Annotated in this window: 14 protein-coding genes and 1 pseudogene; 12 read left to right on the top strand and 3 right to left on the bottom strand. The window is 60.5% G+C overall.

What is annotated here, in order from left to right; all coding sequences use genetic code 11:
• Window positions 1-12: 12 nt before the first annotated feature.
• From OH491_RS15365 to OH491_RS15355, 3 genes are all read left to right on the top strand, one after another.
• A complete protein-coding gene (locus OH491_RS15365; protein ID WP_145929147.1) occupies window positions 13-351 on the top strand; it encodes a hypothetical protein in 339 nt (112 codons plus the stop codon).
• Between the two features lie 143 nt (window positions 352-494).
• Window positions 495-776, top strand: a complete 282-nt coding sequence (locus OH491_RS15360) for a hypothetical protein (protein WP_068773234.1) — start codon at window positions 495-497, stop codon at window positions 774-776.
• Window positions 777-827: 51 nt separating this feature from the next.
• Window positions 828-2,096: a site-specific integrase gene (locus OH491_RS15355; protein WP_342750566.1), complete on the top strand. Its 1,269-nt coding sequence runs from the start codon at window positions 828-830 to the stop codon at window positions 2,094-2,096.
• 218 nt (window positions 2,097-2,314) lie between these two features.
• Here OH491_RS15355 and OH491_RS15350 read toward each other — a convergent pair whose 3' ends face one another.
• Window positions 2,315-2,530 carry a hypothetical protein gene (locus tag OH491_RS15350; RefSeq protein ID WP_342750565.1) on the bottom strand — a complete coding sequence of 72 codons (216 nt, stop codon included), beginning with the start codon at window positions 2,528-2,530 and terminating at the stop codon, window positions 2,315-2,317.
• A 450-nt stretch (window positions 2,531-2,980) separates the two neighbouring features.
• Here OH491_RS15350 and OH491_RS15345 point away from each other — a divergent pair, with 450 nt between their 5' ends.
• Together OH491_RS15345 and OH491_RS28205 are read left to right on the top strand one after the other, a co-directional pair.
• Window positions 2,981-3,577 (top strand): hypothetical protein, encoded by a 597-nt coding sequence (locus OH491_RS15345; protein ID WP_342750564.1) that lies wholly within the window; start codon window positions 2,981-2,983, stop codon window positions 3,575-3,577.
• 708 nt (window positions 3,578-4,285) lie between these two features.
• Window positions 4,286-4,402 (top strand): annotated as a pseudogene (locus OH491_RS28205) (helix-turn-helix domain-containing protein); the annotation flags it as partial.
• Here the strand turns inward: OH491_RS28205 and OH491_RS15340 are convergent.
• The gene (locus OH491_RS15340; protein ID WP_342750563.1) at window positions 4,402-4,896 is read right to left on the bottom strand and encodes a hypothetical protein; all 495 of its coding nucleotides are present in this window, start codon (window positions 4,894-4,896) and stop codon (window positions 4,402-4,404) included. The pseudogene OH491_RS28205 and the gene OH491_RS15340 sit on opposite strands and share 1 nt — an antisense overlap.
• A 100-nt stretch (window positions 4,897-4,996) precedes the next feature.
• Between OH491_RS15340 and OH491_RS15335 the strand changes: the two genes are divergently transcribed.
• Both OH491_RS15335 and OH491_RS15330 read left to right on the top strand, forming a co-directional pair.
• A complete protein-coding gene (locus OH491_RS15335) occupies window positions 4,997-5,350 on the top strand; it encodes a hypothetical protein (protein WP_342750562.1) in 354 nt (117 codons plus the stop codon).
• The gene (locus tag OH491_RS15330; RefSeq protein WP_342750561.1) at window positions 5,340-6,818 is read left to right on the top strand and encodes a hypothetical protein; all 1,479 of its coding nucleotides are present in this window, start codon (window positions 5,340-5,342) and stop codon (window positions 6,816-6,818) included. Before OH491_RS15335 ends, OH491_RS15330 begins: the two co-directional genes overlap by 11 nt.
• Window positions 6,819-6,855: 37 nt before the next feature.
• On the opposite strand, the gene OH491_RS15325 is transcribed toward OH491_RS15330, so the two are convergent.
• Window positions 6,856-7,164 (bottom strand): hypothetical protein, encoded by a 309-nt coding sequence (locus OH491_RS15325; RefSeq protein WP_342750560.1) that lies wholly within the window; start codon window positions 7,162-7,164, stop codon window positions 6,856-6,858.
• A gap of 26 nt (window positions 7,165-7,190) precedes the next feature.
• Here OH491_RS15325 and OH491_RS15320 point away from each other — a divergent pair, with 26 nt between their 5' ends.
• From OH491_RS15320 to OH491_RS15300, 5 genes are read left to right on the top strand one after another with little or no spacing between them, the layout of a single operon-like run.
• A complete protein-coding gene (locus OH491_RS15320) occupies window positions 7,191-7,937 on the top strand; it encodes a hypothetical protein (RefSeq protein WP_342750559.1) in 747 nt (248 codons plus the stop codon).
• Window positions 7,934-8,185, top strand: a complete 252-nt coding sequence (locus OH491_RS15315; RefSeq protein WP_342750558.1) for a hypothetical protein — start codon at window positions 7,934-7,936, stop codon at window positions 8,183-8,185. Before OH491_RS15320 ends, OH491_RS15315 begins: the two co-directional genes overlap by 4 nt.
• A complete protein-coding gene (locus OH491_RS15310) occupies window positions 8,182-8,349 on the top strand; it encodes a hypothetical protein (RefSeq protein ID WP_342750557.1) in 168 nt (55 codons plus the stop codon). The genes OH491_RS15315 and OH491_RS15310 overlap by 4 nt, the downstream gene beginning before the upstream one ends.
• Before the next feature lie 6 nt (window positions 8,350-8,355).
• Entirely contained in the window at window positions 8,356-9,153 is a 798-nt protein-coding gene (locus OH491_RS15305) for a hypothetical protein (RefSeq protein WP_342750556.1), read from the top strand.
• 7 nt (window positions 9,154-9,160) lie between these two features.
• Window positions 9,161-10,090, top strand: a complete 930-nt coding sequence (locus OH491_RS15300) for a hypothetical protein (RefSeq protein ID WP_342750555.1) — start codon at window positions 9,161-9,163, stop codon at window positions 10,088-10,090.
• The last annotated feature ends 12 nt before the right edge of the window (window positions 10,091-10,102 follow it).

Here is a 10,102-nt window from a genome sequence, read left to right as displayed (position 1 = left end):
ACGAAAGTCGTCATGAAAATCGGACCAACAGCGGGCGGCACGGGTACCCAGCCTGTGTCACCAAAAGACACGCGGGAGCCGGCGCTGATCGACTCGCTGCCCATGGCGCGGTATTCCTTTGTCGCGCGCGGGTATCTGGCCAACGGCACGGAAATCGTCATCAGAGGCACCGTTTATGCCAGAAAAGGCGTGTATTACCAAGCGCAGGCCCGGGTGCTCGATTCCATCTTGAAGGAAATCTCCACGCTCGAACTCGACGAGAATGGTGTTGGGTTGAAGATGTGCTCGGGCGGCAGATGCGCCCCGCCGCAAGACCTCTCCATCCTCGGCCGTTCCAAGGCGCGCCCGTGAGGGCGGCTGCGCAAGTTGTAGATGCGTGCCTCTTCAACGCTACATGCCTGATTGTTTTCTTTATTTTCCCGCATCCCCCTTTGCCACATGTTCTCTTTAAAATCGAATCACCGTTCTTATTCATTACTTTGACATATCCGCCCATGAGTCAAACCGATGCCACCCAGATGTTCATAGCCGATGTCATCCAAGTCACAGTCAATGACCATAGCATCGTGGTCGGCAGTGGCGGCGGGTATTATGACGCGCCAATTTCGATTTTCACCCATCACCAGCGTATCACCGAAATGTGGGTGCGCTTGACCGACGGCAGGGAGGTTCGTTTGGGTATCAGCGGCGATTTCCCTGTCAGAACCGGACATCGCATTGCCTGTTTGACATCATCGTCCTGCATCTTGCCGGCGCGAACGGCCCGATTTCCATAGGGGAGCCGGAAAGTCCATGAATAGGTTGCCACGTGAAGGCGGCAACCTTCGATGAAACAAAAAAAATCTGCCTTCACCATCAAGCCGTTCAAGAATCGCAACAGCGTGATTTCGTTCCGCGTGGCCGGCTGGTTGCTCGGCGAGCGCATCCGCAAGAACTTCAAGACCCGCGAGGACGCCATTGCAGAGCGCGCCGCGCTCGAACTGCGCCAGCTCCAGTCGCAATCCAACCTTCGAGGCGCGAGCACGTTTCTGACCGAGGCGCAGTTGCGCGAGGCGGAGGCCGCGTTTCTTAGGCTGGAGAAGGCACGGCGTCCGCTCACGTTCTACCTCGACTACGCGCTGGCCAATTACCGCGAGCCCGAGGCCGCATTGAAAATCGCCGATGCCGTCACGACTTACATGAAGGCGCGCAAGGAGGACGTGCAACAGGCGTTGATAGGCAAACGGCAGTTGCGGAACATCCGGCTGGAGCTGACGGAGTTCCAGCGGCATTTTCCGACGCAGACGCTTGCGGAGGCGGGCACGGAGGCATTGCACGCCTACATCCGGCGCGACGACGGGGCGCTGAAGACGCAGAACAACCGGCGCGGCGTGCTGTGCGCGTTTTTCAACCATGCGGTGCGCAAGGAATGGGTGGGCGGCAACCCGGTGGCCAAAATCCCGCGCAACCGCATCGAGCACAATCGCGGCAGCGCGGAGGCGCTGACGGCGGAGCGCGCCGCGCAACTCATGGCGCATGTGGAGACTGTCCACGACGGAGCATTCGTGCCGTTTTTCGCGTTGTGCCTGTTTGCCGGTATCCGGCCCGAGGGGGAGATTTCCAAGCTGCCCGCCGCCGACGTGCGCTTGGAAAACAGCGCCATCACCATCGAGCCGTGGGTGTCCAAGGTGAACATGCGCCGTCTCATCACCATCCAGCCAAATCTTGCCGCATGGCTCAAAGCCTATCCGCTGGACGAATACCCCGTCATTCCGCCCAAGGATAAAATGAAAACATCGCCAAAAGCTCACGCGCATCCGCCGGCAGTTTGGCATCGGGCACGACGTGCTGAGGCACACGTTTATTTCGATGCATGTTGGAAAATTCCGCTCGATGGGCGACACGGCGTTGCAGGCGGGCAACTCGGAAAGCATCATCCGCCGCCATTACCTGAACGTGACCACCCCGCAGGAGGCCGGGGCATTCTTTGCCATCATGCCGATGCTTCGCGCCGTGCCGCAGGCGGAGCCAGCGCCGCAGGCAGCGAGTGCGCCCGAGCCCGCGTCCGACCCGCAAAACCGGCTCGCCGCATAAATCCGCAACCGGGCGGGGAGTGAGGGCGGATGCGGTTTCCCCGCCGCATCCGCCCTCACTCCCCCGCCTGCCTTCTTTCGTTTCCGCGCCGCACCTGCAGAACGAGCACGGCCACGAAATAAAGCCCCGCGCGCACGTGATGCGCGCACATGGGCGTATGAACTCCTCCTGCTCCCACGCCAGCACCAGCCCCCGCGCAAACGCGCGCATCCCGCGCTCACGGACATCAACGGCCTGCGCCTCAGCGGAATTTTTCCGCAGGGGCGCAGCCGTCCGTGCACGCTGCGCGAATGGACGCGCGCCGCCGCATCCGCATCACCGCGTCGGGCATTTTGTATATTACGACCTCGCCGAGGTCTCCGCGCATCACCCGGCTGTTCGTGCCCGCGCGATAAAACCGCCCATAATACGGCAGGAAATTCCAGCACACGCGCCACACGTGTGGCGTTTTTCTCATCGAAAAGCCATGCGGAAAATCCGGGTAAATCCGCGATGAAGCGCGCCGCTATTTTGATTTTATAAACGCTGGCAGGATGCGGGGCGACAACCACATCTATGAATAATAAAAATAAAACAGCCCGCAAAGCACATCCGCCCGCGCGTCCGCCAGCGCCGACGCGTTTTTCCAAAACCCTGTTGACCCCAAAATCGAGGCCCGCGCGATGGCGGCGGAAGCCATCGCGCACGTGCTGCTGTGGGTTTCCGAGGCACCACGCTGGAGCAGCGCGGATTGCGCGCGTCCATCGTGCTGCGCCGAGTCCGCCCGACCTCATCGGCGGCATGACGCTGGAGGCGCTTGGCGAACAGGCCGGCTGCACCGCAGACCGTCCACAAACTCGCGGACGATTTCCGCCAAAGCATGGGACTCGTATCGCGAACACGGATACGATTATGCAGCCCCCGCCCAATGCAACGCCGCGCGCCCGGAGGACCGCGCGGCGCCGAGGCATCCGCCTTTTCGGAAATCAACCGCCTGCACGCCGAGGCGCGGCGGCTTGCCGGCGACTCCCGCCGCTCCCTCGACGCCGCGCTGTCCGCCGCATGGCGCGCGGGGCAACTCCTCATCGCGGAAAAGGCGCGCATCCGCCGCCGCGCCGGGCAGGGCGCATGGCTCGGATGGCTGGAAACACGTTTTCACGGCGGAGTGCGCACCGCGCAACGCTACATGCAGCTTGCCCGCCGCGCGGACACCCCGGGCGCGTTGCGCGGACTCGGCCTGCGGCAGGCGTATCTGCGGCTGGGCATTCCCATTTCATCAAAAACTTCCGGCGAAGACCGGCGCGTCCGCCCGAAACTCCCGCCCATCGTCACGCTTGCCGCCAGACTGACGCGCCTGCTGCGCCGGCAGCTCTTTATGGACATCCCGTTTCCCGATGACCTCCGGGCGCTCCGCCAACTGGCCATTTTGTTAAAAACACGAGAACGGACACCGCCGTTTGATATTTTGGCCATTGTCCGTAAAATGGCCTGCAAGTCCAAGACAGACGACGGCAAGATGCTATAAAGGCACAGGCAGGCACATCAAGCCGGTTGCCCGGTGCATCCATGCCTGCCTTCAAAACCTCCCGGACCCGCCCTATGCACCACGACATTATCCCAGACGGATTTGTTGTTTTCACGGACTGCTGCCCGCGCAGTGTTTGTGCGAGATAGCAGGAGAGCGCCACCGGCTCATTGTGATGCCGAGGAAAAGTCCGAGGCGCAAATCGAATGGCATAACAATAAGGACGGCGGCGGCGGTGTCATCACCGCCTGCGGGCAGCGCGTGATTTTCCTGCACCGGCAGGCCGACTTTTCGCTCGTTTGGAAACAGGAGGCGACATTGCTCTGGTTTCATGTGAACGACGACATGCTGCGATGGCGGGACACAGCGGAAAACATCTTGGCAAGGCCGGACACAGCCCGCTTTGGGAACTGGCGAGGCATGACTGCGCCATCATGGGTTTGATCCGCCAGTTCATGGCGGGCGACCGCAAAGCCCGTCTTCCCGGTCGATTATTTTGAGCATACCGGCGCATCCCTGACCTTCCTCTTGATTGACGCGCTGGCGCATGAAAGGAAAGCAAGGCCGCGCCCACGCGCTGGACGCGGAGCAGTTGCGCGCATCTGGATCACATCGACAAAATCTCGATGACAAGATTGAGGCCGGGACGCTGGCGGGCGTCGCGCGCCTGTCACGCATTTCAAACGGCTGTTCAAGGCCACCACGGGCATGACGGCGGGCGACTACATATCCAGAGAACGGATACACAAAGCGCAGGCGCTGCTCCGGCAGGGGGACATGACCGTCGCGGATGTGGCCGCGTGCTGCGGCTTTTGCGACCAAGGCTATATGGACCGTTGTTTTCGGCGTTTCTGCCGGTGCTCGCCGCGCGATTTTTTGCCGAAAGGTCGGATTGTCCGCAAAAATGGTCCGGATGTCCAAGCCAAGCCCGGAAAAACCGGGCATAATGGCGGCACATTTTGACCGGATTCCGCATGACGCGGGCCGGAAAAACAAACTCCCGCCATGAAAAAAATCCCTTCCTCGCGAGGCGCTTTGGTCGCGTTTCTTACCTTGCTTTTTATTTTGCCGGAATGGGCGGCGACGACAGCCTCCGCCGCAATCACGGACGGCTCTTCATTGGGCGTCCGCTCATTCTGGCTCAAGTCCCCTCGCAGGTTAAGACCGGTTTCCAATACGGACTCGGCCTGCTCTTCGCGATCGGCTTCATTTGGGGCGTCATCAATATATGGGCGGGCCGACCGCCTCAAGAAGGGCGACGCCGACGGCAAGATGGGCATCGTCTCGGGCATCATCATTGCGGGCGCGGCGGCGATCATGACCGCGATGTTTATATATTCGGCATGAGCGACGGCGCGCTCACACAGTTCTGAAAATTACGATTTAATTACGATTTAAGACCCCGGAAAACATCCCGCCATGAATAACGGGCTGCGCATCACCGACACGAACAGCGCAAACGACAGCAAAGGCCGCGCGCTCGGCTTTGAGGGCAACGATTTTTTGTATGTTGTCATCGGCATCGTCGCGGCCATCGGCATTTTTCTCCTTCTCTACGGCATGTTCCACGCGGGCCTCGCGACGGCGGGCGGCATCGCGATCCCGGTTTTCGTGATTCCAACCGCATGGGTCATGCTGTTTCGCCGGGGAAAACCAGACGGCTATGCCGAGGATTTTTTCGACCATCTCTTCAACCGCGAGGGTTTTGGTTTTTCGCCCGACAACCAGAACCCGCGCGGCGCCCGCCAAACGGAACCCGGCCATGCTCAATAGCTCCGCGCCCAACGGATACTTTGCCGGCGACCTGATCCTCTACGGCACGCTCGAAAAGGCGTCGCCAGCAAGGGTTTTATTTTGCAACCGCCCGACCTTCGCGGCGGCATCGCGCAACTTAACGCCTACGGACAAAATCCGCGCCCTTCTCTCATTATTCGGCGACGGCTTGCGGGCGCAATTCCAGTGGACGTGCAACTGCGACTACCGGCAGGAACTGACCCATACCACCGCGCCACCGAGACCCTTGCCGCGCACCCGCACATCCGCCGCGTGCACCGAACGCTTCGAGCGCTACTGGGAAAAGATGCACCGCCGAGAACTTCGCCGCGAGCAGTTGATATTGTTCATCTCCGCGCCGCTCGCCGGCTACGCGCCCCTCGCCGCGACGCGCGGCAGCCTTGCCGACGACTACGCAAAACTTCTCGCGCAACTGCGCACGCGCTTCGACGAGATTACAAACTCGCTGCGTGCGCTCTTCGGCGGCGACACGACCGTCTCGCCGATGGACGACCTCGCGCACTTTACTTACTTTTCAAAGTTTCTCAGCCCGGCGCTGGCGGACGGTTTTGATATAAACTTTTCCGAACGCTTTGCCCCCCAACAAACCATACAGGAAAATTGCTGGTGCAGCGACGGCGTGAACATCGGCACCGGGTTTTACATGGACGGACGCCACCACGCCCTCTTCACCTTCAAACGCTGGCCCTCGCGCACCTATCCGGGCATCATATTGCGGCTCACAACGCTGCCGTTTCTCGACTACCAAATCACCGTCAATCTCGACCCGCTTCCGACTAAAACCGAGGTGGACAAGGAAGAGAAGGCCATAGAGCGGCTTCGCGGCGAATACAAAGACTCCGAGCGTCATTCGCTGCTCGTCGCCATCGGCAAAAAAGAGCGCAAGGTCGAATCGCTTTCATCCGGTTTTATACATCCGTTCAACGTCACCTACATCCTTCGCGTCTGGGATGAAACCGAGCCCGGCCTGTCCGCCAAGTGCGCCGCCATCCGCAACGCCGTCACCAACCTCAACGGCGCGCAATACAACGAATGCGCCCTGCCCAGCACCGCCAAAAAGCTTTTCTTTGCCTCGTGGCCCGGCTGGACAAATTCACCTTACCGCCACCGCAGCCTCTACGCCGAGGATACGTATTTGGCCGACCTGCTGCCGTTTTCCGCGACGTTCACCGGACTGCTTGACGGAGCCGAGGCCATCTACGATGGCGCGCAGCAGGGCAACCTTGTCGGACTTCGCACGTTTATTGGCAATCCGCCGACGCCGCAGCACGCCGTGCTGCTCGGCGCATTCAGCGGCAAGTCCGTCCACATGTGCGACCTGTTGAGCAGACCGCCGCCTACTATCATTACACGGTCATCATCGAAGAGGGCCTGTCCTACGGAAAGTTTACCGAGGCAATGGGTGAGCGCCCAATCATACTCCACCCCGACGGCGACCTCACGATAAACTACCTCGACACGCGGAAACTTCCGCTCAACCAGCTTCAAATCGCCACCGCCGTCGCGCTTGTTTCCCGAATGATAGGCGAAGCCGCCGACGAGAGACGCAGCAAATCCGGCAGGCGATGCTCGGGCAGTATATCAACCAGCTCTATTCCGATGCGTTCGAGGATTGGTCGAAAAAGCACCGCAGCCTCCTGCCGGAAATCCAGCGCATGGCGTGCGCCGCGCACCGATGGAAGCGGACTAAAATGCCGCACGGCACGACCGACATGGAAGCCTACGCCGAACTGCGCGACCGCATCGCGGCCAACGACGACGAGGGGCGGGAGGCCATTGAGTTCATCGCCCAAATCCGGAGGCCGACATCACCGCGTTTTTGCAGGACGCGCAGACCGAGCGCGCGGTCATGGCGACGGCGCACGCGTATTACGAGCCTACCGACTACCCGCAGCACGCGAGCCTCGTCGAATTGATGCAATTCTCGCGCTTCCCGGAGCACAAGAAGGAAACCGTTGACCACCTCGCCACGCTCCTCGCGTCGTGGTGCGCGCACGGCCAATACGGAAAACTCTTCGACGGGGTGACGAATATTTCCCTCACCGGGCAAATCGCCCATTTTGAACTCGGCTACATCCCCGAGCAGGCGGTTGAACTCAAAACCGCAGCCGGACTTCTTATCAGCGGGTTTTCACGCCAGCATATAATATCGCTGCCGCGTCATCTGCGGAAACGCATCCTCTACGAGGAACTGGCGCGCTTCCTCGACGTGCCCGGCGGCGAGAAGGTGGTGGCGGAAGCCTACGCGCAGTTGAGAAAGTTCTCATGCTGGACGGCCTCCATCGTGCAGCAATACAGCCGCTTCAAGTCCTCGCGCATCCGCCCCGTCGTGATCGGCAACAGCAAGCAGTTTTTCCTCATGCGCCAGTTTGACCGCACGGACATCGAGGATATCGCGCATGACATCAATCTTCCCGAGTCCGTCTGCGCCGCCATTCAGAATTACCCTATGCCGGAGCAGCGGCCCGAGGGAAGAAATTTTCCAGCATATGCTTCTTCACACCGTCACCGACCCGCCGCTCTGCGGCACGGTGAAAACATTCAAGCACCCAAGAAACAGTCATGAAAACAACCATCGCCTTGTTATTATCCGCTTTCGCAGCGCTCCTTTCCGGCTGCGCCAGCCTCCGCCAGCCGGCCACCGACATTGTTCTCACCGGCGCGGGCGGGGCCATCGGTTATCACGCTTCCGGCAAGAGCATCAAGGGCGCGGCCATCGGCGCGGGGCCGGTTATCTTGTCTCGAAAATCGCCGGCAATGAAATCACCGCCGCCATCGCCGACGCCGAGAGGCACGGCTACGACCGCGCCATGAACCAGGCCGTGAAGCAGCAATACTGGATTATCCAAAACCAGCAGCGCGGCGAAGCCACGGACACGCAATCCGAACCGCGTTACGTGAATGTCCGCCTTCCCGAAACCGTCACACCGGACGGCGTCATATTAAAACCCGCAACCATCACCCTCCGCACCGAATAAATTATCATGAAAAAGAATACTCTCATGCTCCCCGTCCTCGCCGCCTGCATCGGCGGTGTTGTTTTCGCCTCCGGCATTCCCGTCGTCGATGTTGCGAACCTCGCCAACAACCAGATTTCGCACATCGCCACCATTGCCAAATGGGTCGATAGCATCGCGCAGCTCAAGGCGCAGATTACCCAGCTCAAAGAGCAGGCCGGCATTCAGGGAAAAATCCGCGACTGGACCGGCAATCCCGCCGACGCCGCGAAAATATTGTCCCTGGGCATTCTCGCCGAGGATGACCTTTTGCGCGACTACGGTCTGTCCCGCGACGACATTGCCCGCGTCGTGCAGAGTCTGGATACGCTCTCGCGCACGGACGGCAGCACCTACCGCTCCGTCTATGTTCCCGACCTCGACGGCGGCACGGTCCAATACGACCCGCTCACCTACCGCCGCCACGCCCTGCTCGACGCCCACGCCGACAACACGCGCACTGTCGCCGACCAGACCCGCGCGCGCGAACGCGAACTTTTGGAGGAAATCGCCCTCACGCTTTCCGAATTGCGCACCGGCGCGACCGACGCGCAGGTGCAAAAACTCACGGCAAAGTTGATCGTCCTCAACGGCCAGCTTTCCCAGATCGAGACCACGCGCCGCCGTCAGATGGACGAGGTGATTCTGCAAAAAATCGCCAACGACAACCGGCACGAAATGGAACAACACGCCGCCGCCGAGCTTGCCGCCAAGGACGATTTTTTGGCGAACCAGCGCGTGACCGCCTTCATGCGTTCCATCAATCCGCGCAGAAACGCCCGTTGATTTCTTCATGAATCTGGTGCTGCCCATTCTGGAAGACAAAATCACCGCGATGGTGACGGCGTTCCGTTTCGTCGTCTTCGCGATGCTTGTCGTGGGACTCATCGCGCGCATGAGCCGGCACCACTACAACAACAGCGAACTGGTGCGCCCGCTCGCGCGCGCCATCACCATCGTCGCCCTCGTCTCCTCGATGAACTGGTGGTTCCCGCTCATGGAAAACACCATGCTCGCGGCGGCCTCCTACATTGATCCTCAATTCAACGACAACCCCGTCCGCGCATCCGAGGAATTGCGCGCCGGCACCGCGCAGAATCCGGAAAAGAAGGAATGGTCATGGCGCAAGCTCAACGAATCCATTTACCACGCGATGACCGACGCCGTCTCATGGGTGTTTATCCAGATCGGCGCACTGATTTCCGCACCCATGATAATTTTGCAATATATACTGCGCTGGATTCTCTACATGCTCATGCCGTTTGCGCTTGCGTGCTTCATGATTCCCGGTGGCACACAGATTGGCGTCCGCTTCTTTCAACAAACCCTCGCCGTGCTCGCATGGCCGGTCGGCTTCGCAATAACAAACCTTGTCACCATCGCCATCTGGCAGGATTTTCGCGCGGCGGTGGGGGCGAATCCCGCGTCCGCCGAGATGGCCCTCTATTCCCCGTTCCTGACCAACATCGGCGGCATCCTCGCGGCGCTCACGCTGTTGATCGGGACAATTTCCACGCCGGTCATCTGCCAGAAAATCTTCGCGCAGGGTTACGCGCTCACCGGCGAAACCGGAAACCCCGGCGCGCTCGGCCAGAAGGCAACCGGCGAGCTTCAGCGCGCTGACTCGCTTCGCAAAATGCTGGCCGAAGGCTCCACCGGGGCGGGCGGGCGCGGCAGCGCCATGCCGCCCCCATTATCCGCACCGGCGACACCCGGATTATAAAAAACTGAAAAC

It is taken from the genome of Termitidicoccus mucosus, from assembly GCF_038725785.1.
Classification (GTDB): domain Bacteria; phylum Verrucomicrobiota; class Verrucomicrobiia; order Opitutales; family Opitutaceae; genus Termitidicoccus; species Termitidicoccus mucosus.
This window is presented reverse-complemented; position numbering and strand designations above follow the sequence as displayed.

Coding starts and splice junctions, on each gene's coding strand:
- OH491_RS15365 (WP_145929147.1), top strand. CDS start 13: ATGAAAATCGGACCAACAGCGGGCGGCACGGGTACCCAGCCTGTGTCA.
- OH491_RS15360 (WP_068773234.1), top strand. CDS start 495: ATGAGTCAAACCGATGCCACCCAGATGTTCATAGCCGATGTCATCCAA.
- OH491_RS15355 (WP_342750566.1), top strand. CDS start 828: ATGAAACAAAAAAAATCTGCCTTCACCATCAAGCCGTTCAAGAATCGC.
- OH491_RS15350 (WP_342750565.1), bottom strand. CDS start 2,530: ATGAGAAAAACGCCACACGTGTGGCGCGTGTGCTGGAATTTCCTGCCG.
- OH491_RS15345 (WP_342750564.1), top strand. CDS start 2,981: ATGCAACGCCGCGCGCCCGGAGGACCGCGCGGCGCCGAGGCATCCGCC.
- OH491_RS15340 (WP_342750563.1), bottom strand. CDS start 4,896: ATGATCGCCGCCGCGCCCGCAATGATGATGCCCGAGACGATGCCCATC.
- OH491_RS15335 (WP_342750562.1), top strand. CDS start 4,997: ATGAATAACGGGCTGCGCATCACCGACACGAACAGCGCAAACGACAGC.
- OH491_RS15330 (WP_342750561.1), top strand. CDS start 5,340: ATGCTCAATAGCTCCGCGCCCAACGGATACTTTGCCGGCGACCTGATC.
- OH491_RS15315 (WP_342750558.1), top strand. CDS start 7,934: ATGAAAACAACCATCGCCTTGTTATTATCCGCTTTCGCAGCGCTCCTT.
- OH491_RS15310 (WP_342750557.1), top strand. CDS start 8,182: ATGAACCAGGCCGTGAAGCAGCAATACTGGATTATCCAAAACCAGCAG.
- OH491_RS15305 (WP_342750556.1), top strand. CDS start 8,356: ATGAAAAAGAATACTCTCATGCTCCCCGTCCTCGCCGCCTGCATCGGC.
- OH491_RS15300 (WP_342750555.1), top strand. CDS start 9,161: ATGAATCTGGTGCTGCCCATTCTGGAAGACAAAATCACCGCGATGGTG.